The sequence below is a fragment of the Paenibacillus sp. J22P165 genome, assembly GCF_059692015.1.
Map to the genome: position 1 here is coordinate 323586 of NZ_JCAUAP010000010.1, position 21536 is coordinate 345121.

Annotated in this window: 21 protein-coding genes, 8 tRNA genes and 1 rRNA gene; 3 read left to right on the forward strand and 27 right to left on the reverse strand. The window is 46.7% G+C overall.

Annotated features, from left to right (window positions below):
• Nucleotides 1–53: 53 nt before the first annotated feature.
• From AC58QM_RS25975 to AC58QM_RS26060, 18 genes are all read right to left on the reverse strand, one after another.
• Nucleotides 54–1790, reverse strand: coding sequence for a tetratricopeptide repeat protein (locus AC58QM_RS25975; RefSeq protein WP_497287716.1), 1737 nt, complete (start codon nucleotides 1788–1790; stop codon nucleotides 54–56).
• A 90-nt stretch (nucleotides 1791–1880) separates the two neighbouring features.
• A complete protein-coding gene (locus tag AC58QM_RS25980) occupies nucleotides 1881–2831 on the reverse strand; it encodes a ribose-phosphate diphosphokinase (protein WP_310502426.1) in 951 nt (316 codons plus the stop codon).
• A gap of 74 nt (nucleotides 2832–2905) precedes the next feature.
• Entirely contained in the window at nucleotides 2906–3712 is an 807-nt protein-coding gene (hisJ, locus tag AC58QM_RS25985; protein ID WP_497287717.1) for a histidinol-phosphatase HisJ, read from the reverse strand.
• 26 nt (nucleotides 3713–3738) lie between these two features.
• A complete protein-coding gene (hisIE, locus tag AC58QM_RS25990) occupies nucleotides 3739–4392 on the reverse strand; it encodes a bifunctional phosphoribosyl-AMP cyclohydrolase/phosphoribosyl-ATP diphosphatase HisIE (RefSeq protein WP_497287718.1) in 654 nt (217 codons plus the stop codon).
• The gene (gene hisF, locus AC58QM_RS25995) at nucleotides 4389–5147 is read right to left on the reverse strand and encodes an imidazole glycerol phosphate synthase subunit HisF (protein WP_497287719.1); all 759 of its coding nucleotides are present in this window, start codon (nucleotides 5145–5147) and stop codon (nucleotides 4389–4391) included. Before hisF ends, hisIE begins: the two co-directional genes overlap by 4 nt.
• A 29-nt stretch (nucleotides 5148–5176) precedes the next feature.
• Complete coding sequence (gene hisH, locus AC58QM_RS26000) at nucleotides 5177–5782, reverse strand: imidazole glycerol phosphate synthase subunit HisH (protein ID WP_497287720.1); 606 nt, start codon at nucleotides 5780–5782, stop codon at nucleotides 5177–5179.
• A 2-nt stretch (nucleotides 5783–5784) separates the two neighbouring features.
• The gene (gene hisB / locus AC58QM_RS26005) at nucleotides 5785–6393 is read right to left on the reverse strand and encodes an imidazoleglycerol-phosphate dehydratase HisB (RefSeq protein ID WP_056611294.1); all 609 of its coding nucleotides are present in this window, start codon (nucleotides 6391–6393) and stop codon (nucleotides 5785–5787) included.
• Nucleotides 6394–7680, reverse strand: a complete 1287-nt coding sequence (gene hisD, locus AC58QM_RS26010; RefSeq protein WP_497287740.1) for a histidinol dehydrogenase — start codon at nucleotides 7678–7680, stop codon at nucleotides 6394–6396.
• 80 nt (nucleotides 7681–7760) lie between these two features.
• The gene (hisG, locus tag AC58QM_RS26015; RefSeq protein ID WP_497287721.1) at nucleotides 7761–8396 is read right to left on the reverse strand and encodes an ATP phosphoribosyltransferase; all 636 of its coding nucleotides are present in this window, start codon (nucleotides 8394–8396) and stop codon (nucleotides 7761–7763) included.
• A 41-nt stretch (nucleotides 8397–8437) separates the two neighbouring features.
• Nucleotides 8438–9619 carry an ATP phosphoribosyltransferase regulatory subunit gene (locus AC58QM_RS26020; RefSeq protein WP_497287722.1) on the reverse strand — a complete coding sequence of 394 codons (1182 nt, stop codon included), beginning with the start codon at nucleotides 9617–9619 and terminating at the stop codon, nucleotides 8438–8440.
• A gap of 308 nt (nucleotides 9620–9927) precedes the next feature.
• Nucleotides 9928–10920: a peptidoglycan-binding domain-containing protein gene (locus AC58QM_RS26025; protein WP_497287723.1), complete on the reverse strand. Its 993-nt coding sequence runs from the start codon at nucleotides 10918–10920 to the stop codon at nucleotides 9928–9930.
• A gap of 174 nt (nucleotides 10921–11094) precedes the next feature.
• Nucleotides 11095–11583: an acyltransferase gene (locus AC58QM_RS26030; RefSeq protein WP_497287724.1), complete on the reverse strand. Its 489-nt coding sequence runs from the start codon at nucleotides 11581–11583 to the stop codon at nucleotides 11095–11097.
• The gene (gene ppaX, locus AC58QM_RS26035) at nucleotides 11580–12239 is read right to left on the reverse strand and encodes a pyrophosphatase PpaX (protein WP_497287725.1); all 660 of its coding nucleotides are present in this window, start codon (nucleotides 12237–12239) and stop codon (nucleotides 11580–11582) included. Before ppaX ends, AC58QM_RS26030 begins: the two co-directional genes overlap by 4 nt.
• Nucleotides 12217–13191, reverse strand: coding sequence for a prolipoprotein diacylglyceryl transferase (lgt, locus tag AC58QM_RS26040; protein WP_497287726.1), 975 nt, complete (start codon nucleotides 13189–13191; stop codon nucleotides 12217–12219). The genes ppaX and lgt overlap by 23 nt, the downstream gene beginning before the upstream one ends.
• Before the next feature lie 23 nt (nucleotides 13192–13214).
• Nucleotides 13215–14156: an HPr(Ser) kinase/phosphatase gene (hprK, locus tag AC58QM_RS26045; protein WP_497287727.1), complete on the reverse strand. Its 942-nt coding sequence runs from the start codon at nucleotides 14154–14156 to the stop codon at nucleotides 13215–13217.
• 176 nt (nucleotides 14157–14332) lie between these two features.
• A complete protein-coding gene (locus AC58QM_RS26050; RefSeq protein WP_310502438.1) occupies nucleotides 14333–15463 on the reverse strand; it encodes an ABC transporter ATP-binding protein in 1131 nt (376 codons plus the stop codon).
• A 112-nt stretch (nucleotides 15464–15575) separates the two neighbouring features.
• Nucleotides 15576–16691, reverse strand: a complete 1116-nt coding sequence (locus tag AC58QM_RS26055; RefSeq protein WP_497287728.1) for a PucR family transcriptional regulator — start codon at nucleotides 16689–16691, stop codon at nucleotides 15576–15578.
• Between the two features lie 131 nt (nucleotides 16692–16822).
• Nucleotides 16823–17674 (reverse strand): NlpC/P60 family protein, encoded by an 852-nt coding sequence (locus AC58QM_RS26060; protein ID WP_497287729.1) that lies wholly within the window; start codon nucleotides 17672–17674, stop codon nucleotides 16823–16825.
• Between the two features lie 273 nt (nucleotides 17675–17947).
• Between AC58QM_RS26060 and AC58QM_RS26065 the strand changes: the two genes are divergently transcribed.
• From AC58QM_RS26065 to AC58QM_RS26075, 3 genes are read left to right on the forward strand one after another with little or no spacing between them, the layout of a single operon-like run.
• Complete coding sequence (locus AC58QM_RS26065) at nucleotides 17948–18538, forward strand: gluconate 2-dehydrogenase subunit 3 family protein (RefSeq protein ID WP_497287730.1); 591 nt, start codon at nucleotides 17948–17950, stop codon at nucleotides 18536–18538.
• Nucleotides 18539–18540: 2 nt separating this feature from the next.
• A complete protein-coding gene (locus AC58QM_RS26070) occupies nucleotides 18541–20103 on the forward strand; it encodes a GMC family oxidoreductase (protein WP_497287741.1) in 1563 nt (520 codons plus the stop codon).
• Between the two features lie 48 nt (nucleotides 20104–20151).
• Nucleotides 20152–20451: an MTH1187 family thiamine-binding protein gene (locus tag AC58QM_RS26075; RefSeq protein WP_310502443.1), complete on the forward strand. Its 300-nt coding sequence runs from the start codon at nucleotides 20152–20154 to the stop codon at nucleotides 20449–20451.
• A gap of 100 nt (nucleotides 20452–20551) precedes the next feature.
• On the opposite strand, the gene AC58QM_RS26080 is transcribed toward AC58QM_RS26075, so the two are convergent.
• The 9 genes from AC58QM_RS26080 to AC58QM_RS26120 all read right to left on the reverse strand — a co-directional run.
• Nucleotides 20552–20624 (reverse strand) — tRNA-Lys (locus tag AC58QM_RS26080).
• A 10-nt stretch (nucleotides 20625–20634) separates the two neighbouring features.
• Nucleotides 20635–20716, reverse strand: a tRNA-Tyr gene (locus AC58QM_RS26085).
• Between the two features lie 44 nt (nucleotides 20717–20760).
• A tRNA-Phe gene (locus AC58QM_RS26090) sits at nucleotides 20761–20833 on the reverse strand.
• A gap of 44 nt (nucleotides 20834–20877) precedes the next feature.
• Nucleotides 20878–20954: transfer RNA gene (locus tag AC58QM_RS26095), tRNA-Asp, on the reverse strand.
• 28 nt (nucleotides 20955–20982) lie between these two features.
• A tRNA-Thr gene (locus AC58QM_RS26100) sits at nucleotides 20983–21058 on the reverse strand.
• 7 nt (nucleotides 21059–21065) lie between these two features.
• Nucleotides 21066–21141 (reverse strand) — tRNA-Val (locus AC58QM_RS26105).
• Nucleotides 21142–21160: 19 nt separating this feature from the next.
• Nucleotides 21161–21237, reverse strand: a tRNA-Met gene (locus AC58QM_RS26110).
• A gap of 27 nt (nucleotides 21238–21264) precedes the next feature.
• Nucleotides 21265–21356, reverse strand: a tRNA-Ser gene (locus tag AC58QM_RS26115).
• 82 nt (nucleotides 21357–21438) lie between these two features.
• Nucleotides 21439–21536, reverse strand: a 23S ribosomal RNA gene (locus AC58QM_RS26120); the annotation flags it as partial.

Consider the following 21536-nt stretch of genomic DNA (forward strand, 5'->3'; position numbering starts at 1 on the left):
ATTCATCTATATGTATGAAAGCCGAAACTTTCATAATGGATCAAGCTCGGCGATCAAAGACTTGTAAACTTGTTAAAAATCGCATCCATTTTTTCACGTAAACCACAGGTATCGTCAATAAGCTTCACATGCCGACTCACCGTGGAAACCGTGACGCCATAACGTGTAGCCACTTCCTGATAGGAAATCGTACGGCGATGCATTTTGGCAATCAAATATTCTAACGCTGCCGCCCAGCCCTCCGATTTAAGAATCTTAGGCACATTCGGGTACATCTTCGTTAGAAATTCAACCCACAGAATTTCTAAGTCATACTGCTGAACCATATCGTAACGCTTGTGCATATGCGATAGCGCCGTTTCCATCACTCGCTGCCAACTTGCATCCCATACGGGAAGATGAGGCGAGTACGGAGAAGCCTCTACCATGATGTCCTTATTCTCGAGATAGGCAGGAAGGGACTCACGAATGCCCATACTTCGTAGAACGAAGATGGCAACCTTCTTCAAATAATCATCCTCTTTGTGATCTAGAATGAAATCCTGAAGAGCGTCTCTCACTTCATTGTCCGCAATCAAACCAAAGGCTTGAATGACTTGAAGCTTCGTCTCTACATCGCCATGACGCAACGCCCAGAAGAACGATGACCGCACAAGCGGGTCTTTCTTCAGTTGATCGGGAATGCCTTGCGTTGATTTCTCAAGTGCACGGAACTGCTCTTCGAACGGCAGATGATAGTGATAGCTCCAAGTCAGCGGAAGCGCTGACTTCTCTCTTATCCGTAGCTGCTCTAAGTAGAACTTCGAGATTTCAGCACCTGGATCCAGCTTCTGAACCTGCTTCCATAAGCGGTACGCTTCAGAGAAACGACCGATATGGCACGCAGCAACAGCCGCATAATGATACAAGCAAGGATCTGTGCCACCGTCCCCAGCCTTCAGCAGACGTTTGAACAGATGGTACGCTTTCTCATGTTGAGCAAGAATCCCCATCGTCGTTGCCAGCTTGAACACATGCTCCTGTTGGAACGGAAACGTCTTACCTAACAGCTCGGTAAGCTCTGCAAGTTCCTTCTTGTTGCCGAAATGCTGATGGAAAATCGCCATATTACAAAGTGCATGGAGGTTACCAGGATCGATAACCAGCACTTCGCGGATCGTTTCCATTGCTTTCTCGAACTGGCCCATATAATAATAAGCCAGCGCTAAATTGTTGCGGGCTGCGGTGAAATCAGGTTGCTTCTTCACTAATTTCTCCAACTGCCTTACCGCTTCTGCGAACTTACCTTCCTCCAGCAACGCACGGGCCTTATCATGCTCGAACAGCCCTTCTCGACTCTTGATGCTAGTGAGAGGGGCGGGACGATCAAGCTCGTAGCTCAGCATTTCCATCATTTCTTCGGATTCGTCCATGAATTGCCCCGTGGGGTCATTCTCCAAATACCGAACCAATGCCTGTTCTGCCTGCTCGAAGTTTTCCATGTTGGCATAGTTGTTCGCCATATAAAAGTGACATTCTGTCATCTCGGGATCGATGGTTTCAAGGATATGCTGCAAAATTTGGTTCGACTCGTCATAATTGCCCACTTCGGAGAGAACTCCTGCGAGATTGCAGTGATTCACAGGATTATCCTGCTCATACTCTGCCGCCCGCCGGAAATATTTCAATGCCTTATCATAATGAAACCGATCCAAAGATTGAACCGCTCTCTCGAAAAAGAATGCGGCATCCATGTTAATTGAGATAACTTTTGGTTTTGGCGCTTCGGATATGCGCTTTTTCTTTTCCATAGCAAGACACCTCCGGCAATTTGATTACACTCAAATTATACCATAGATCGCTAAGAAGCCAAAAACATTATCCGAAGGTAAGATTTGGACCTATACGCCGCCGTATTTGAATAGGGAGGATAGGGACCCACCGTCAGTAATAATACGAACTGCATCGGACAACAATGGCGCCACGGAAAGTACATTAAACTTACTTGAATGGCCCTCTGGAATCGCGATCGAATCCGTAATAATTACTTCTTTAATGCTTGGGTGATCCAAACGTTGCAACGCTGGGCCAGAGAAGACTGGGTGTGTTGCACAGATGTAAACATCCAGCGCACCGCGCTCTTTTAAGCTTTCCACAACGTTAACGATCGTAGTACCCGTATCGATCAAATCCTCGATAATAATCGGTGTACGTCCTGCAACATCCCCGATCACGTGCGTAATCACAGATTCATTATGCTCAGGGCGTTTCTTAATCATCATTGCGAAAGGCGCATCGAGAATGTTAGCCATTTTCTCAGCTGTTGTCGCACGTCCCGCATCCGGAGAAACGATAATTGGATTCGGTAAATTTTTCTTTTTAATGCAATCACTAATAAGATCAAGTGCTGTCAGGTGATCCACAGGGATATTGAAGAAACCTTGAATCGCTGGCGCATGGAGATCAATCGTAACAACACGAGTTGCGCCTGCTGACGCGAACAAGTCAGCAACTAATTTAGCTGAAATCGGCTCACGCGGAGCTGCTTTACGTTCTTGACGAGAGTAACCATAGTATGGGATGACAAGGTTGATCGTTTTTGCAGATGCTCTTTTCGCCGCATCCATCATGACCAAAAGCTCCATCATATGCTCATTAATCGGATGGGAGAAGGTTTGTACCAGAAACACGTCGCAGTTACGAATCGTTTCTTCGTAAAGGCAATAAATTTCTCCGCTTTTGAAACGTGATAATTTGATTTGTCCTAGCGGCTGGCCGAGCTCTTTACAAATACTTTCCGCAAGCTTCGGATTCGAAGATCCGGAAAAAATTTTAACATTGTCGCTATGCATGGTTAATGGTTACCTCCGAAGGTTCATTAAATAGATTATACAGTCCTACTCATTATACATGATACGTGTCGAAATTAAAAAGTCACAAGTTGTCGTTTTCGAGCAGAAAATGTGGCTATTTCGTTAAATCCAATCGTTTTTAATAGCTCTCTAGCCTCATCCAAATACTGAGACAACCGTTCCGGCTGGTGCGCATCAGATCCGAGGGTCACGGGAATTCCCACCTTATGGCAGTATTCCAGCATACGACGGCTCGGGAACATCTCTTTACACGGATGACGCAGGCCGGAAGCATTCAATTCAATCGCCATTCCGTATTCCTTCACAGTATCTAAAGCAGCCTTCTCCAGCTCCCACGTATCGCGATCCGGCACATAACCAAATCGTTTGATCATATCGATATGACCGATATAGTCATACAGTCCGGTTCGGACTGCTTTCTTCACTGCCTCGTAGTATTGGGTATAAACTTCAAAAATATCCTTACCTTCCCAACCCGCGAGCTGTCTAAAATCGGAAATATCCCACTCACCGAGAAAATGAACCGATCCGATCACATAATCCCAAGGGTACGCGTTAATGATGGCGGCAATTTCCGTCTCGTAGCCTTCCACATAATCGCCTTCCAAACCCACACGGATATCGATCTGATCTTTGTATTTCTCTTTGAGAAGAAGGCATTCTTCCACATAGCGGGGAAGCTCCTCCTTCGGCATCGCCATTTCTGGCCAATACGTCTGCGGGTCGACATGCAAAAGCGGCATATGATCAGAAAGCCCCAACTGGGTAAGCCCGATCTCGATGCCGCGTTTGACGTATTCCTCCAGTTCCCCAGAGGCATGACCGCAGCGCACATGATGTGTATGATAATCAATCAACATCGTGAATTCACTCCAGGTCGTTTACTTTATTTTTTGACGTGACGATTAGCCAGCTCTTTCATAATATCATCCAATGGCAATTTATTATTACGTAAAAGGACCATTAAGTGAAAAATAAGATCGCTCGCTTCATAACGCAGCTCTTCATTGTCTTTATTTTTAGCTGCAATAATGACTTCTGCCGTTTCTTCGCCTACTTTTTTGAGGATTTTATCGACGCCTTTTTCGAAAAGGTAGGTCGTATACGCACCCTCAGGACGCTCCGCGTCACGGGAAGCAATCACAGCTTCAAGTTCAGCTAAAATAGCGAAACGGTCGCCACCAGCAGCTGGTGCAGCTTCTTCGGAAACACCTTCCACTGCAATGTTCGCTGTGAAGCATGTGTAGGTCCCGTTGTGACAAGCAGGTCCCACTTGCTCAACTAGTACAAGCAGCGTATCCGCATCGCAGTCGTAGCGAAGTGCTTTTACCTTTTGCGTATGACCCGAAGTTGCCCCTTTATTCCAAAGCTCATTACGTGAACGGCTCCAGAACCAAGTGTCCCCCGTTTGAATCGTGCGTTGCAAGGACTCGCTGTTCATGTAAGCCAGCATAAGAACTTCTTTACTTACCGCATCTTGCACGATGGCAGGTACTAGCCCCTGCGCGTCATATTTAATTTGATCTACTGAAAATGTCATCGAATTTCAACCCCTTTACCTTTCAGGTCAGCTTTGACCCCGTCTATCGTTAATTCTTTATAGTGAAAAATCGTTGCCGCCAGCCCCGCATCAGCCTTACCTTCGGTGAATACTTCGTAGAAATGCTCGGCTTTTCCCGCTCCGCCAGAAGCAATCACGGGAATCGTCAGCAGCTCGGATACCGCACGTGTCAGCTTCAAATCGAAACCATCCTTCGTTCCGTCAGCATCCATACTCGTTAACAAAATTTCTCCTGCACCTAGCTCTTCAACGCGCTTAGCCCATTCCAAAGTTCGGATACCGGTTGGTTTGCGTCCACCATGGGTGTACACTTCCCACTCGCCCCACTCCGAGTTGAACTTCGCATCAATCGCCACCACGATACACTGGGAACCAAACTTCCGCGCACCATCCGAAACAAGCTGAGGATTAAGAACCGCTGCCGTGTTAATCCCGATTTTGTCCGCACCTGCACGAAGAAGACGTTTCATGTCCTCGACGCTTGAGATTCCACCGCCTACCGTGAACGGAATTGTAATCTCGCCTGCTGTTTGACGAACGACCTCAACCATCGTTGCCCGCCCTTCGACCGAAGCCGAAATATCGAGAAACACGAGCTCATCCGCGCCTTCCCTATCATAAATCGCCGCAAGCTCAACCGGATCACCAGCATCACGTAAATTCACGAAATTTACGCCCTTCACCACTCGGCCATCCTTGACATCGAGACAAGGGATAATTCTTTTGGCTAACATGCTCAGCACCTCCTTGAGACTATTTCACCTTATTTACACAGGGTCAAAAAATTACCCAACAGCTGCATACCGATATCGCCGCTTTTTTCAGGGTGGAATTGCATGCCGTAGACATTATCACGACCTACAATGGCCGTTACGGGTTGATAGTAGTCCGTTACTGCCAACAGATCGCTTTCCCGCTCCGGCTTCGCATGGTAGGAATGTACGAAATACACATGCCCTTCTTCAATCCCTTTGAAAATAGGGCTCTCACTCTGCTTATAGCTCAGGCGATTCCAGCCCATATGCGGCACTTTGTAGTCTCCGCGGAAACGTACAACTGTACCTGGCAGAAGCCCTAGCCCCTCATGTTGTCCATGTTCCTCACTGCTGGAGAACAATAGTTGCATCCCTAAACAAATGCCGATCATAGGCTTGCCAGACGCTGCATACTGCTTAACAACCTCATCCAAGCCCGATTCACGCAGATGCTCCATCGCATCCCCGAACGCTCCGACACCAGGAAGAATCGCGCCTTCTGCCGCCATAATTTGCGCCGGATCTCCGGTGACAACTGCTTCATAGCCGAGCCGCTCGACTGCTTTGCTCACGCTATGTAAATTACCCATTCCATAATCAATAATGGCGATCATTCTTACAGCACTCCCTTCGTCGAAGGAACCCCCTGCACACGAGGATCAATCGATGTTGCTTCATCCAGCGCACGTCCCAACGCTTTGAACACACCTTCGATCATGTGATGTGTGTTTTCACCGTAATGCACAATAACATGCAAAGTAATACGTGCTTCTAGCGCAAATTTCCAAAGGAACTCTTTTACCAGCTGTGTTTCAAAGCTGCCAACATTCGCTGTCGGGTATTCGGCACGGTACTCAAAATGCGGACGGTTGCTGATATCAATCACAACTTGTGCCAATGCTTCGTCCATCGGAACGAATACACTTGCGTAGCGTTTGATGCCTCTTTTGTCGCCAAGCGCTTCGCGCAGGGTCTGGCCTAGACAAATCCCGATGTCTTCTACGGTGTGATGATCATCGATTTCGATATCGCCTTTCGCATCCACTTTCAAGTTAAAGATACCGTGTTTCGTGAACAAATCGAGCATATGATTCAGAAAAGGAACATCCGTTTGGAGTTCCGAAATTCCTGTACCGTCTACGTCAAAAGAAAGTTTAATGTCCGTTTCATTCGTCCTACGGGCTACACTCGCTGAGCGAGTTCTTACTTGATCCTGTTCCGCCATCTAGGTCAACTTCCCTTCCTTTTTAAGTCTGATTTCTACGGCACGCGCATGACCTTCCAACCCTTCATTCCGGGCCAAAGTCATGATCATCTCACCGTTCGCGAGTAATGCTTCCTTGCTATAGTGAATGACGCTTGATTTTTTGAGGAAATCGTCCACATTCAGTGGCGATGAGAAACGTGCTGTACCATTCGTCGGTAACACGTGGTTAGGACCGGCGAAATAATCACCGACAGGCTCTGTGCTGTAGGCGCCTAGGAAAATGGCACCTGCATTTTCAATGCGCGGCAGCCACGTGAAAGGATCCTGCACGAGCAGCTCACAGTGCTCTGGAGCCAAGCGATTGATCACGTCCACACCTTCGTCGAGTGAGTCGACAAGCAGGATCGCGCCTTTCGTCGCCGTCGAGACGGCGGCAATGGCTTTCTTCGGCAGCACATCCAGCTGCCGCCATAACGCTAGCCGTACTTCTTCGGCTAGCTCAGGTGAAGGTGTCACCAGAATCGACGGTGACATCTCATCATGCTCGGCCTGCGCCAGCAAATCGGCCGCGACGTACTCAGGATCGGCATGCTCGTCAGCGAGCACGACTATGTCCGTTGGTCCGGCGATCATGTCGATATCGACGACGCCGAACACGAAGCGCTTCGCCAGCGCGACGTAGATGTTGCCCGGGCCGACGATTTTGTCGACCGGCGCGATCGACTCTGTCCCGTAGGCCATCGCGGCAATCGCCTGCGCCCCGCCTACGCGGTAGATCTCTTTCACACCCGCTTCGGCTGCTGCCACGAGAATATGCGGGTTAATGCCTTCTTCGCCCGCGGTGGACGGTGGCGTCACCATCGCGATCTCTGGCACCCCTGCGACGATCGCAGGGATGGCGTTCATGAGCACGGAGGACGGGTATGCCGCCTTCCCTCCGGGCACGTACAATCCGACCCGCTTCAGCGGTCGGATGATTTGGCCCAGCAGACTGCCGTCCGGCTGCAGGTCCATCCAAGAGTTGCGTTTCTGCTTCTCATGAAACGCACGAATGTTAGCGGCGGCTTGACGCAGCGCCGCTAAGAATGCGGCGTCGACTTGCGCGTACGCCGCCTGGATCTCTTCGTCGCTGACGCGAAGCTCAGCGACTTCAACACCGTCGAACTGCTGCGCTAGGCGCCGCAGTGCGGTATCTCCGTCCTGCCGCACCTCATCGATGATGCGGCGGACGGACTCATTTTGCTCCGGTGAGCCGTATTCGACCTCGCGGTTTAATTGAAATTCGGAGGCGGGCATGATCCGCATCTTCATCATCCTCTCTCATCTTGCGTTCTTCAGAACTTTTTGTTGCACTCACTCAAGCATTTCGAACTTCCCGCTTCAATTTATAGCTTCACTGTCGGCAATACTACCTGCAGCATATCGCACAACCGTTGGATGGAATCGTTCTTCATCCGGTAACTTACTCGATTCGCAATTAAGCGGCTCGTAATTTGAAAAATCTCTTCTTGCTCAACAAGCCCATTTTCCTTCAAAGTCTGTCCGGTCTCCACCATATCTACGATGCGGTCAGCTAGTCCAATCAGGGGAGCCAACTCGATAGAACCGTTCAACTTGATTACTTCGACTTGTTGTCCCTTTTCACGGAAATATTGAGAGGCCACATTCGGATATTTGGTCGCAACACGCGGGTTGATGACTTCTTTCCAATCCGGTAGACCGATGACCGACATGCGGCATCGCGCGATTCCTAGATCCAATAATTCGTAAACATTCCGATTTTCTTCCATTAGAACATCTTTCCCTACAACCCCGATATCAGCTACACCGTATTCCACATAGGTCGGCACATCAACCGGTTTGGCCAAAATGAATTCCATTTTCGCACCTGGCACAGGGATAATTAAACGACGACCTTCTTCCAAATCCTCAGGAATAGGCAATCCTGCTTTCGTAAACAGCTTTGCTGCTTGTTTATAGATACGGCCTTTCGGCATCGCTACTTTTAGAATGTCATCCACCGTTCCAACCTCCTTCTAACTTCCCTCATCTCGCTGAGAGGTTATTCCGCTATCAACTTAATGACTTCAGCATATCCTGCTTCATCCAGATCTTTGATCTGAGTAGGCGTAATAAGTTGCGTGATAACCACACTAGCTTCCAAGTTGTTATCGCTTCTCAGGTTCTTTGCCTGCTGCAAAGCTTCTTCGCGATGCTCCGCATCATAGGCAATGAGCACACGCTTCGGTTGTGTCACCTGCTCCTTACCTGTTACTTCGAGGATGCGATTTGTTTTCAACGCGAACCCTGTTGCTGGTGCTGGACGTCCAAACTGACTCAGTAAGTTGTCGTAACGCCCCCCGCTACACACAGGGAAGCCCAAATCAGCTGCATACCCCTCAAACGTCATACCTGTATAATAGGAGAAATCTCCAATCATCGTTAAATCAATCACAACATGCTCACTCACGCCATATGCCTTCAGAACGTCCCATACTTCACAAAGGTGTCGAATCGCATCCTGAGCGATTGGATGTTGAGAAACCATGCGAGCTTGCTCGCAAATCTCGTCACCGCCACGCAGCCTTAGCACGCCGTCCAGCTCACGCTCTACATCAGGCGCTAGGGATAACGTTTTGATAGCTTCCCGGTACCCAACGTAATCACGGCTAAGCAGATGCTCCTTCAAAGCAAGCTGAGCCTCTGTGCGCCCGTCCAGGGTTTCTTGGAATAATCCGTTCAGAAAGCCAACATGGCCCAATGCGATTTTAAATTTCTCTACGCCAGCTGCCTGCAGTGAAGCGATCGCTAACGCCACAACTTCTGCATCAGCTTCCGACGACACATCCCCGATCAGTTCAACGCCAGTCTGATAAAATTCCGAATCTCTGCCCGCTTCTTCCTCAATCGAACGGAAAACATTTGAATGATAGGAAAGACGGAGTGGAAATGCTTGTTCCTTTAAAAGTGAAGAAGCAACACGTGCAATAGGAGCTGTAAGTTCAGAGCGCAGAACTAGTGTTTTCCCCTTACGGTCTAGGAGCTTAAACAGCTTCTTATCTTCTGTGGAGCTAGCAACGCCAACTGTATCGTAATATTCAAGTGTAGGTGTAATAATCTGGTTGTATCCCCAGCGTCCCATACAGGCCAATACACGGAATTCTATATTTCTTAGTTTCGTAACCGCATCAGGCAAATAATCTTTCGCGCCTAACGGCTTTTCAAATACTTTTGGCTTAGACACCGTCTCACCTCAATAAGTAGGAGTATAATCGTTATCTTCATATATCTTAGTTCAAATTACTTTAGTGCGTTAACGTGCTACCATACTACCAAAATAAAGAATGTACGGCTATTTTAACACGTATCCTATAGAGCGTCAATCATCTAGGCCATGTTGAACAGCTCAATTTGCAGAACATATTTGACATGATTTTTATTTATGAAATCCGTTTTAAGAATGGCATATAAACCCATACCACGTCAACTGTGCTAAACAAGTAAAAAAGACATGCTGTCACGGCAGCATGCCTTCTTGAAAATAACGATGAATTAATCTTCCTCTACGGGCCCATTCGGCGTTTTTTCACCATTAGGTGCCTGTATTTGACCACCATTCGGCGCTTTACTTCCATTTAGCCCATTACCATTACCATTGCCATTCCCATTTCCATTTGGCGACTGATACTGACCATTGCCATTTCCATTGCCATTTGGCATTGGAGCTTGTCCATTTCCGTTGCCATTGCCATATGGCGCTGGCGTTGATCCACCGTTTGGTGCTGGCTTTGGTCCACCGTTTGGTGCTGGCTTTGGTCCACCATTAGGACCAGGTGTTTGCGTAGCGCTCGGGCCTTGACCTTGGCCTCCACCGTTGCCTCCACCTTCGATTTTACCGCCGCCTTGACCTTTGCCTCCGCCAATGCCATTACCTCCACCTTGGCCTTGGCCTCCGCCACCGCCTTTACCTCCACCTTGACCTTGGCCTCCGCCACCGCCATTACCTCCACCTTGGCCTTGGCCTCCGCCACCGCCGTTACCTCCACCTTGGCCCTGGCCTCCGCCACCGCCATTACCTCCACCTTGGCCTTGGCCTCCTCCACCGCCGTTACCTCCACCTTGGCCTTGACCTCCGCCAAAGCCATTACCGCCACCTTGGCCCTTGCCTCCGCCTTTACCGCGGCCTTGACCCTGACCAACGCCTTTAAGTTTCAGATAACCATAAGTAATTGACTCGAGCGTACGATTATCAACTGCGCCGGTTACCGGCAATCCATGCTTTTTTTGAAAATACTTGACGCCTTGAACTGTCGCGTTATCGTAGTAACCGTTAATATCACCAGAATAACTGCCTAGTGATTTCAGCATCCCTTGGATAACAAATACATCAGGTCCATGTGCCGGCTTACCTACGGCCAAACTCGTCGTTGGCAAGGCTACAATTAGCATAAGGGCAAACACGATTGCACCTACACGCTTTCTTATCGACCATCCAAAGTTACCTTTTTTCCCATCTACGTTTTTACTACGATTCCATTGCTGCACTTAAGCGACACCTTCCCTTTGACTATAATTTCACTGCGTCTTTACTATTCCCTATCTGTCATTTGTATTAGTCGTTTTTTTGAAATTCTGCTCGAACAAATAAGGAAACTCTAACAATTATTGGCACAAAAAAAAGACCCAACATCCTAAGATGTTGAATCCACTATATGCCTATTACGCACTACCCGATCGAATGACTTGCAAAGGATTGCCCGCAACGAAACTGTGTGGAGCTACATCCTTGTGAACAACAGAGCCAGCGCCGATAATCGCGTAATCACCAATTGTTACACCCGGCAGAATCGTTGTGTTAGCCCCAACCATCACATGGGATCCAATATTTACATCACCTAATCGATATTCCTTTGTTAGATACTCATGCGCCAGAATCGTCGTATTATAGCCAATGATCGTATTGCCTCCAATATGAATCCTTTCTGGAAAAAAAACATCTACCATCACCATCAGAGCAAATGCCGAATTCTCACCAACGGTCATACCTAGAACATGACGATAAATCCAGTTTTTCAAACGCAAGGACGGGGAATAGCGCGTAATTTGAATAAAAATGAAATTCCGCATAGCCTTCCATCTGCTTACGGTCTGGTAAATCTGCCATAGCGCGTTCGGGCCATCTACTGGGTACTTCTCTGTCTGCCTCAATCAGCCTTCACTTCCGCCGAGATCCCTACTAACGGTAACAGGTCAAACATATCATCAACAATATGATCAGGGTTATACTGCTCCAGATAGGAGCGCCCTTTCCATGACCAGGATACACCGACAGAGGTAACTCCTGCATTCTGCGCAGCCTCAATATCATAATGGCTATCGCCTACCATCATGGCTTCTTCCGCCTTGCTGCCTAACTCTTTCAACGCTGCAAAGATGCCCTCAGGACTTGGCTTCGGCTCCTTAACATCATCCACGGTCACAATCACACTGATATAAGAATCCAACCCACAAAGCTTCAGTCCCATCAACGTCGTAAGTCTAATCTTGCTCGTCACGATGCCGATTTTAATACCTTTTTCATGAAGCTTCGCCATCACCGTACGTACGTTCGGGAACTCTTTCACAAGCTCATCATGTTTAGATAAGTTAAACTCACGATACTTTGTAATGAGCGCTTCAACTTCTTTACGACCTGTAAAAAACTCCATCTGCTCCACTAGCGGACGCCCCATATTGGGAATAATCAGTTCCCGACTAACAGGCTCTGGCGTTTCACCTTCCAAACTATGCAAAAACGATTGTACAATCAACTCATTTGTATCTACAATCGTGCCATCTAAATCAAAGAGTACGGTTTGAATCATAGTTAACTCCTTTATCTGTCTCTTCCTCTTTCATCACTTTGTTTTTATCTACCGCTAATGTCGACACAATAGGATCCGAATAACGCGCATTCGAGTACCCTTTTTTCCTTCTAATGATAATCATCGTCACTGCCGCGATAACGATCAGAAGCGCCAGCAATTGTGAGAATCTGATGTTGCCTCCATAAGTAAGAACGCCAGGTTCAAATATAATTTTCATAGGTGACCAAAGCGTATTCATTAAGGAAGCCAGCCACGAAGGCCCTGTAATATCCAAACTATCTGTACGTACCCCTTCGATGAAGAAGCGTCCGATTGAATACCAGATGAAATATCCTAGGAATAGCTCCCCTGCCCGCAAGAACGGTCTCCGACGAATCAATAACAAGAGCAGCAGCCCTACAAAGCTCCAAACCGATTCATAGAGGAACGCTGGGTGGTAGAATGTACCCTCAATATTCATTTGATTCACGATAAAGTTAGGTAAATGCAGGCTATCTCTCAGGAATGACTCCTCAACTGGCCCCCCGTGAGCTTCCTGATTCATGAAATTTCCCCAACGGCCAATCGCTTGTCCTACAATCAGACCTGGCGCAAGGATATCGGCGATACGAAAGAAGTTATAGCCCTTCGCTCGAATGTAGAACGAGGTCCCAATGATAGCACCGATGAGTGCGCCATAAATCGCAATCCCACCATGCCATATCATGAATACTTCCCATAAATTATCCTTATAATCATCCCATTGGAAGGCAACATAGTAAATTCTAGCCCCAATAATGGCAGATGGAACCCCAATTAACAATAAATCCATGAAGAAGTCAGGCACGATTTTGAATCGTTTTCCTTCTCTGATCGCCAACATTAAACCTATTAATGCTGCTGTACCTAAAATAATGCCATACCACCGGACATGAATCGGTCCGAGGGAGAACGCAACACTTTCTAACATAGTTTCACTCCCTTAGTTTGTGGTCAATCAAAATCCTCAAAATCCTCATTCAACGATTCTGTCAATTTATTCGTAAACTGCAGAGCCGCGTTGTAGCCCATACGTTTCAAACGATAATTCATCGCCGCAACCTCGACGATGACGGCTAAGTTTCGACCTGGTCGCACAGGTATCGTAACGAGTGGCAAGTCGGTATCAATAATCCGAGTCAGCTCCTCATCTAAGCCTAAACGATCATATTGTTTTTCTTGCTGCCAGTTTTCTAATTTAACCACGACCGAGATCTTCTTCACGTTACGAATCGCGCCCGCGCCGAACAGCGTCATCACATTGATAATACCAACGCCGCGGATTTCAAGTAAATGCCGAATAAGTTCTGGCGCGTTACCCGTCAGTACTTTATCTCCATTTTGCCTGATCTCTACTGCGTCATCCGCAATAAGTCTGTGTCCCCTTTTCACAAGCTCTAGGGCTGTTTCACTTTTTCCAATTCCACTGCTTCCGGTAATCAACATACCTACACCGTACACATCAACAAGTACACCGTGTATAGTCGTGCTTGGAGCTAGCTTGTTTTCGAGAAACCCTGTTAAGCGACTTGCAAAAATCGTCGTAGATAGCTGCGTTCGAAGCACCGGCAAGTCCCGTTTGGTCGCCTCTTCAAGCAACTCAACGGGAACATCGAGCCCTCTTGTTACAATAATACATGGCGTTTCCTCAGAAGCACAAAGCTGCTCAACCCGATTTCTCCGAACACCAGTCGTCAACATTTCTATAAACGTAATTTCTGTTTTTCCCAGCATTTGAATACGCTCTTTGGGATGATAGTTGAAATATCCAGCCATCTCAAGACCAGGTCGATAGAGGTCCCCTGTTGTAATTGGACGCTTTAAGCCACCCTCACCTGCCAGTACTTCCATATGTAGCTGTTCCATCATTTCGGAAACCTTTACCTTTTTGGCCATCGTCCTAGCTCCTTCGAATTTGCTTATGTACCATGTGCTTGCCTTTGTAGCACGCACGCAGGCTTCCAATAGTTTCATCGTAATGGAATACCTAGTTGAAATCAACTACTGTGTTTCATGATGCTCAAAATAAACAAAAAAACCAGCCGATAACGGCTGGCCTTTCAGTACAATCCTTATAGGTTAGGGTTAACCAAGATGGAAAGTGTGGATTCTTTATCGAAGAAATGAACTTTGTTCATGTCTAGTGCCAATTTAACGTTTGTACCTTCTTTGATTCCGGAACGACCGTCAACACGAGCGATTACTGTGTTAGCGCCGATACCGTTCAAGTACAAGTACATTTCGTGACCCAAGTTCTCAGTCAATTCAACGTTAACGTTGAATACTGTGTTCGGGGAAGCTTCCAAGAATACTGGCTCTTCGTGAATATCTTCTGGACGAACTCCCAGAATCACTTCTTTGCCAACAAATCCTTTGTCTTTAAGAACTTGTGCTTTACCTGCTGGAACTTCAACGTTTACGGAACCAGCTTTGAAGAATACACCGCCACCTTCAGCAGCCAATGTTCCGGACATGAAGTTCATGGATGGGGATCCAATGAAGCCCGCAACGAACATGTTAACTGGGAAGTTGTAGATTTCTTCAGGTGTAGCAGCTTGTTGAATGATACCTTTATCCATAACAACGATACGATCTCCCATTGTCATAGCTTCGATTTGGTCATGCGTTACGTAGATTGTCGTAACACCAAGACGTTTTGTCAATTTAGTAATTTCCGCACGCATTTGTACACGAAGTTTCGCATCCAAGTTGGAAAGCGGCTCATCCATTAAGAATACTTGTGGCTCACGAACAATCGCACGACCCAAGGCAACACGTTGACGTTGACCACCGGAAAGAGCTTTTGGCTTACGATCAAGCAAGTGAACGATATCTAGAATTTTCGCTGCTTCGCGGACGCGAGCATCGATATCAGCTTTTTTGAATTTACGAAGTTTCAATCCGAATGCCATGTTTTGATAAACAGTCATATGCGGATAAAGAGCGTAGGATTGGAATACCATCGCGATATCGCGATCTTTTGGAGCTACGTCATTTACAAGGCGGTCTCCGATGTAAAGTTCACCTTCAGTGATTTCCTCTAAGCCTGCGATCATACGAAGAGTTGTGGATTTTCCGCAACCGGATGCACCAACAAGTACTACGAACTCTTTGTCAGCAACTTCAAGATGGAAATCTTTAACTGTTGATTCTTCTGCACCAGAATATCTTTTAACGATATGATTTAAACGTACGCCTGCCATGATTTCATTCCCCCTACAATTTATCGTTCAACTGCTTTATTTTTCAACATTTCTATATACACATCTTACCCTACGAACGGCGGACTGACTATGCACAATCCCTACAAAAAAATCACTTTCTTTTCGTTACTTTGTACAATAGCAAGGCCAGACGTACCAAAACCGCATGATTAAACGTTCTAACATCCAGTCCGGTCTCGTTCTTGAACTTGTCCAACCGATAGAGCAACGTGTTTCTATGAATATAAAGCTTCTTCGCTGTTTCACTAACATTACAATCGAGTGTAAAGAAATGCTCCAGCGTCGTTACCGTCTCGCTATCCAGCACATGATCCGTGCCGCGGAGCACCTGCTCTAGGAAATCAGTTTTTTCTTCTTCCTCAATGAGGTGCAGCAACTTCTCTAAGCGAAGTTCCCAACGCAAATGAATAAAACTGCCTACATGGAAGGATCTACCCAGCATAATGGTCTCGCGCAGCTTAAGCACCGTAGCAAACATAGACTTCGCTGGTTTTACAGGGAAATCAATCGCTAAGTGGCATTCGCCTACCCATTCATTTGCCAACATCTCATATAAACCTGAGCCTAGTGCATCGAGCGTCTGCTCAACACTCTCTTCCTCGTCTCCATCACGTTCCTCACTACCGCTAGTAATAAGGACCTCTGGTGCGAGGATCAACCACTCCTTTTCCAATAAAGGAATAAGAATAATTTCGGCTTCAAAAAATGATTCCAAAAGCTTTTTAAGCTCCGTATAGGAAACACGCTGATTCTGAGGATAGTCTCCATATAACAGCAATGGAATTTTGGTGGAGTACAATGATGACTGCGAAGCAAGCGCATCTGGCAACTCAGCATGACTCGTGCCACGTTCCATTTGCTGCAGCAGCCATTCTCTTAATTGGTTAGATTTTCTTTCATCTTCCGACAGATACGAACCAAATTGCTTCTTCTCTAAGGTTTGTTTGGATTCAATCGTTAGTTCAACAAGCTTGCGTTCTGATGTAGTAAGTTTACTCCCATCCATCTGCAGGACACGAACTTCTTTATGCTCCATTGAAACGAAAAAAAGAACTTCCTGGCCCCGGATCACGCTTCGACTTAATCCTTCGTGGCGCTCTCCCTGATCCTCCACAAGCTGGTGCCAATCGGACTCAGGTATCAGGCTTATCTGTATTGGCGACTGTAAGACCGCTTCCAATCGCTCTTTGACATGCTCCCAAATCATCTGCCTTCACTCCTTATTGCCTATAGCATCTTCTATATTTTTCTCTCTATTGTATCATATGTCTGCCTATTGCTGTGAATGGAAAGGAACCCTCCAGTCAGATTGACTTGAGGGCCCTTATGTAAGAAGTGCTATTTGATTACGCGACGAGCTGTTACGTAGTGATCAGCCCACCAATCTTTATTAATAGATGTGAATTTCACGCCACCTTCACCGTACGTATGAATCATCATGCCGTTACCAACATAAATCCCTACATGTCCAATGTTTTTACCGGAGTCAACCGTTGTAAAGAAAACCAAGTCCCCGGTTTGCAAATTGCTTTTGCTAACGAAAACGCCTTCCTTAGCTTGGTCACGCGATACACGCGGCAACGTAATTCCATAAGCAGCGAACACTGTTTTGGTAAAAGAAGAACAGTCCATGGTTTTGGTTTGACCATATTTGGCACCAAATTCATAGGGAACTCCAAGATATTTCTGAGCTGTCAAAATCAGTTCTGCTTTCAAACGATCCTTAGAGGAAAGAATACTTCTTCCGCCAATGAAGCTGCCCTTAAGTTCACTAACATTGCGAGTGATAACTTCATCTTTGCTCTGGGATGCCATAACCATTTTGCCTTGGCCCACATAGATCCCAGCAAAAGAAGGTTTTGAACCACTCCCAAAGAACAAAATGTCCCCTGGTTCTGCCTTATCTATTTTTGTAATTTTCGTTGATTTCATGTTGAATTGCGCTGCTAAAGTTCTAGGTACTGTGTAATTTAGCGTTTCATAGACATAATAGATCAGTCCAGACGAATCAAATCCGGCAGACGGTGCTTCATTACTTTTAGCGTAATCGACACCCACCATTTTTTTGGCTAAAGAAACGGCATCCATATCATCATTTGCGGCATACGCGGAAACAGCTGTTGTAGCTGATAAGGCGATCGTGATCGCAGCAGTGATTCCTAATGTGCGTTGTGCAAGACTCTTTAACATTGTATTTCCTCCTGTACATGCTCTCTTGGGTGAATTGAATTGGCTAAAATGGAAAACTTCTCAGTTACTAGTACAAGATTACCATGGTAATGAAAAGACTTTCATTCCTAAAATATTTCCTAACATCCATGACATTGGCAATGATGCCAATTGTTTCATTTTGTGATTTCAATCAACATCCTCATAGCTAGTCTCATATTCTCCGTGGAATTGGAAATAATTGTAGTAGCACTTTATTTCGAATTTATTCTCGTAACTATGGAGGTGATAAGCATGAAAAATCATAATCATTACCCAACTTATGATGTCATGGAAGAAAGCAAGGAATGGGATGCCCACACCAGATCTATTGTGACGGGCCGCCTCCTTCGTGAGCAGGCGTATGGCTATTTAACATTCGTTGAGGCCGAAAATCTGCGTATTTGGTGTTCCCTGCTTATGGATGATCATCGTGGAGAAATCATTCAATACATCATTAGCCATATCGATCAAGTACTAGCTAACAATAAAGGTGAAGGAAACAGAAAAGCGGACGCACCTCCGATTCGAACTCTTATCCGTCAAGGTCTTAAAGCCATTGATGAAACGGGATGGATTGCGAATAGTCAGCCATTCTTTCAATTGGATGAGACGAACCAACGCAGCATCATGCTTCAGATCAGCAACGACAGCTATCCACCAACGACAAATTTGGAAGGTATCCCTCAGAAAATCTTGTTTCAAAAGCTTCTTCAACTAAGTATTGAAGCTTACTATGCTCATCCTTTGGTTTGGTCCGAAATTGGTTTTGGAGGACCTGCTTATCCACGCGGGTACACACTTAACAGTCCTGGTGAATTAGAGTCCTGGGAGGCTGTGAAATGACTATGAAGTGGCGCTTTGAAAATGATACCGTGGATATTGTCATCGTAGGAGCTGGCGCTGCTGGAGGGGTTCTAGCCAAGGAACTCAGTGAAGCAGGACTTGGAGTCGTTGTCATTGATGCGGGACCGTGGCGCGATCCAGAGAGGGATTTCGCTAGTGATGAGCTCAGCATGAAACGATTAGGTTGGGAGGATACGCGCCTTGTGGATGCTGCTCAGCCTTTCGTTACAGGCAAGCATCAATCAGGTATGGGGATTGGAGGAGGCACTCAGAACTTTACTGGTGTATTTCTGCGATTTCATGAGTCTGATTTCAAAACAAAGGCTATCGATGGCGTTGGAGAAGATTGGCCCATACATTACAAAGATTTGGAGCCATATTACACGAGAATTGAAAAAGAAGTATCCGTATCCGGCCCGAAGCACTTCCCATGGGGGAACTTTCAAGGTCCCTATCCCTTTCCAGCTTTAGATTCGCTTAGCCCCAATGCTGTCTTATTTCACAAAGGCTGCAAATCTCTTGGCATCCAATCTACACCTACACCTTTAGCCATCCTATCTACGCCACTAGAAGACCGCTCCTCTTGCACCAATCGCGGTTTTTGTCTACAAGGTTGTATGACTAATGCCAAATTTAGCACCTTGATTATGCACATTCCTAAAGCCGTTCAGGCTGGTGCAGAAATTCTAGCGGACTGCAGAGTCACTCAAATTGAAGTTAATGACTATGGGCATGCCTGCGGCGTTCTGTTTGTCCATGAAGGTGTTACCTATCGCCAACGAGCCAAAACCGTCATCCTCTGCGCGCATGTGATAGAGACACCTCGCCTGCTCCTACATTCAGCTACACCTCTGTTCCCTAATGGTTTGGCAAATTCCAGCGGTTGGGTTGGCAGGGCGATAATGACACATAGCAGTAACGACGTTTATGCTAAGTTTGAAGAGGAAGTTCGCTTGTACAAAGGAACTCCCGTGCTAGCGTCCACCCAAGATTTCTATGAAACTGATCCACGTAGAGGCTTTGTCCGCGGCTATACCTTGCACGCTCATGGCTCTAGGCCTATTGAAATGGCAGAAGGTATTCGTAAAGCCACAGATGCCCCTTTATGGGGCTCATCATTCAGACAAGCTATGCAAGATTACAACTATTATGGTCGTCTCAAAATGGTAGGTGAAGTGCTGCCTGCTTGGAACAATCACATAGCCCTCTCTGATGAAAAAGATGAATACGGTATGCCCCTGGCATCCCTGACCTTTGATTACTGCGAGAACGATCTCAAACTCCTTAATCATGCTGTTGAAAATATGAAGCTGATTCTCCGGGCCGCTGGTGGCGAGATCGCCTATACCGTTCCAGATACACAACATCTAATGGGTGGTTGTCGGATGGGGAATAACCCTGTGACATCCGTAGTTAATTCATATGGACAGAGTCACGACATACCTAACTTGTTCATTTGCGATGCTAGCGTATTCGTCACCTCCAGTGGAGGCAACCCTACGCTTACCGTAATGGCCCTAGCAGCACGAACAGCTGATTACATTATTGACCTTGCTAGCTCCTGATTGTTATCCTTAACAGCAAGTACATAAAAAGAAGGAGCCTGTATCCCTATGGCAATTGCTGAATTCACCATCATCCCCATCGGAACAGCCACAACCAGCCTAAGCGGCTATGTCGCTGACCTCCATAAAGAATTAGAGCGTCATACTGATATCCGCTTTCAAATGACACCCATGGGCACCATCCTGGAAGGCCCCCTAGACCGTTTATTCGAGGTCATCCGTGCCGTCCACGAGGTTCCCTTCTTGCATGGCGCTGCGCGTGTTTCCACGTCCATCAAAATCGATGATCGCCGCGACAAGCCCGCCTCCATGGAACAAAAAATGCAGTCTGTCGCAGACAAGCTCTGAACAGGCCTGCATACAAAAAAGCATCCTTTTGAAGGGATGCTTTTTCTTATAGCCTAAAAACAAAAAAAAGACCCTACGGTCTTGAGTTTACTTATAAAAGTGAGTCATGTAGGATTCGAACCTACGACACCCTGATTAAAAGTCAGGTGCTCTACCAACTGAGCTAATGACTCGTAGGGAAAATGGAGGCTGATGGATTCGAACCACCGAACTCGAAGAGAGCAGATTTACAGTCTGCCGTGTTTAGCCACTTCACTAAGCCTCCAGATACGAGATACCCGTACTGCCAAAGCAATACAACCATCTCAATGGCTTTGGACGGAATCGAACCGCCGACACGAGGATTTTCAGTCCTCTGCTCTACCGACTGAGCTACAAAGCCAAAATGATTATTTATAGCATGTCCTACATTAATTGTAAAAGAAATGGCGGAGCTGACGGGATTCGAACCCGCGGTCTCCTGCGTGACAGGCAGGCATGTTAGGCCACTACACCACAGCTCCATGCTACAAAAAGGTTAAACCATAAAAATGGTGCCGTCGAGAGGACTTGAACCCCCAACCTACTGATTACAAGTCAGTTGCTCTACCAGTTGAGCTACAACGGCGTAAAGATGGTGGAGGCTGACGGGATCGAACCGCCGACCCTCTGCTTGTAAGGCAGATGCTCTCCCAGCTGAGCTAAGCCTCCATCTGGTGTTTTGGTTTTATGGTAGCGGCAGAGGGGCTCGAACCCCCGACCTTACGGGTATGAACCGTACGCTCTAGCCAGCTGAGCTACGCCGCCACATAAAAGTGTATATATATTTGGAACTGGCGGAGAGAGAGGGATTCGAACCCTCGCACCACTTACGCAGTCTAACCCCTTAGCAGAGGGTCCCCTTATAGCCACTTGGGTATCTCTCCAAGATATATATACGATTCAGGAATAGTATTCCCTGAAAACTAGATACGAAACTTCAACGTAAAGTTAGATTACTTAGGAATTTTGGTTAAGCCCTCGACCGATTAGTATTCGTCAGCTGCATACGTTGCCGCACTTCCACCTCGAACCTATCAACCTCGTCGTCTACAAGGGGTCTTACA